The sequence below is a fragment of the Candidatus Nitrosotalea bavarica genome (assembly GCF_900167955.1).
GTDB classification, from domain to species: Archaea; Thermoproteota; Nitrososphaeria; order Nitrososphaerales; family Nitrosopumilaceae; genus Nitrosotalea; species Nitrosotalea bavarica.
This window is the reverse complement of the sequence record NZ_FUYK01000018.1, coordinates 1-1,915: the sequence shown is the minus strand read 5'-3', so window position 1 is coordinate 1,915 and position 1,915 is coordinate 1. Positions and strand designations below refer to the sequence as shown.

Sequence of the window (1,915 nt, the reverse complement as noted above, 5' to 3'; positions counted from 1 at the left end):
TGTTCCAGTCGAAAACAAGATTGAGGCAATCAAGATTGCAATCCAGGAGTCAATGAAAGAAAAAGAGGGCGAAAGATACGATAGTCAACTTGTCGATGAAGACGATCTTGTCCTGTATGTCAAAAAAGGCTGGGATATAGTAAAAGAGCTTTCAAGTGGCAGGATCTTGATCCGCAGGCTCGTATAGCAAAATAACAAGCATGCATTATTAATTTCCCCAAACCGCGTAAAGTTTAGAGGATGTAACATTTACATGATTTCTGATACTTTGAGCCATTCGGCAAATAGATTATCAGTAAATTCGTAGATTCCACGTTCCCGTCTTTTCAAAACTGCCTTGCTACAAAGTGAAACTAGTGCTGAACTTATGGTGGCATTACTCATGAATTCATCCTTTTCAATATCTGTAGGCTTTTTTTCAGGAGACTTTGCAAGTGCCTTTAACACCTTAATTTCTGATGGGGTCTGGTTTTCTGTAAATTCTTTAAATGATTGCTCTCCTTCTTTCTTTAATATCGTTTTAACAATATCATAAAGTTTTTTGCTATCAAGTTTTACCATATCATGTAACTGAATTTCTTTTCCTAAAAGCTGTAGATTGTATGGAATTCCACTAGAAATCTTGTAAAGTTCTTCTTTTGTTTGACTGTCAATAAACTTTAGATCTGGAAGATAATGTGTGATGAACTTGTCAAATTCATCCTTAGTAAAAGGTTCTACTTCTCGAAGAAGTAGCTGTTTGTAGAAAGGCGCACTTGTTTTTGCCACCAAGTTATCTAGTGTATCACGATAAGATCCGGAAACCACTAGTTTTGTATACTTGAAGTCTTCAAATAATGTGCGTATCAATTTTACTATATCGAATCCCATCTTTCTGTTTTTTTCTCCGTAAGTAAGCTCAACTATGGACGGAAATTCATCGATGATCAGAACACATTTGGTTTTTGTCATCTCTGCCAAATGTTCTATTAAAGAGATAGATTTTGTAACAGCTTCCTCGACATCCTCTGATTCTTTTTTGATATATGATAAGGATAGCTTGAGATCTTCTGCAACTTTGGCAGATAAATTAAGGCCAGAAAGAAAATTGCCTAATGCTTTTGCGCCAGTTACTAGAAGCTCTTCAAATTTGAATTTCTTTGGTAGTTTATGTTCAAATGCACTTAATGCAACTCTATCCAATACTCTTGTAAATTCATCAATAGTAGTTGGCAAGATTCTCCATATTGAGATATAGATAACAGGTATACGCTGTTTTGTCAATCTACTTTCAACCTCTTTTAGTATACTTGTTTTTCCTATACGCCTTATTCCTGACAACGAGAAACCGATTTTATTCTTGGAGGAGAGCTCTCTTGTTAATTCGCCAACTAGTTCTTCTCTTCCTATGAAGTCATTTCCAGTTACTGAATATAGCGTAAACGACACACTATACTGTAACCTTTACAGGATTTAAACTTTACAGGGTTTGGGGAAATTAATAATGCATAACTGTGTTGCAACTAAAACAGTCACATATTACGCCATCTGGCGTAACGCCTTTTGGCGTAACAAATTCATCTTTAAAATTGGAACAGATGGATACACAGAATCTTTCAAGACGCAAGGTGCCCATTTGCTGCAGATTGACACAGCAACAACAAGGACTCGACAGCCTCCTCTTTATTCTTGTAGGCGCTCTCTCCGATGACTGACAATAGGGCGTTTACCAGATTCATGTAGGGTTTTATTGCATTGCTAACAATTAGATCAAAAAATTCGTGTCTCAGAGTTTCCAGTGCCATATGAGAGCTTGTGGAATAGATGTAGATTGTATTGCCTATAACTTCACCTTCTTTTTTCCCATTCTGTCTTGGAGACCAGATTATCCTGATCTCTTTTTTGATTCCTGTAATGGATTTGAGTTTGTCAAGCT

3 protein-coding genes are annotated in these 1,915 nt (G+C 36.4%); 1 reads left to right on the top strand and 2 read right to left on the bottom strand.

Annotated elements, in window-relative coordinates; all coding sequences use genetic code 11:
• The coding region (locus C0Q33_RS09430) for a hypothetical protein (protein ID WP_165776503.1) at positions 1-187 on the top strand (187 nt) is incomplete at its 5' end.
• 62 nt (positions 188-249) lie between these two features.
• Here the strand turns inward: C0Q33_RS09430 and C0Q33_RS09030 are convergent.
• Together C0Q33_RS09030 and C0Q33_RS09425 are read right to left on the bottom strand one after the other, a co-directional pair.
• Positions 250-1,428: an AAA family ATPase gene (locus tag C0Q33_RS09030; protein ID WP_101478277.1), complete on the bottom strand. Its 1,179-nt coding sequence runs from the start codon at positions 1,426-1,428 to the stop codon at positions 250-252.
• 167 nt (positions 1,429-1,595) lie between these two features.
• Positions 1,596-1,915, bottom strand: a 320-nt coding sequence (locus C0Q33_RS09425) for a hypothetical protein (protein WP_165776502.1), incomplete at its 5' end; no start/stop codon positions are given.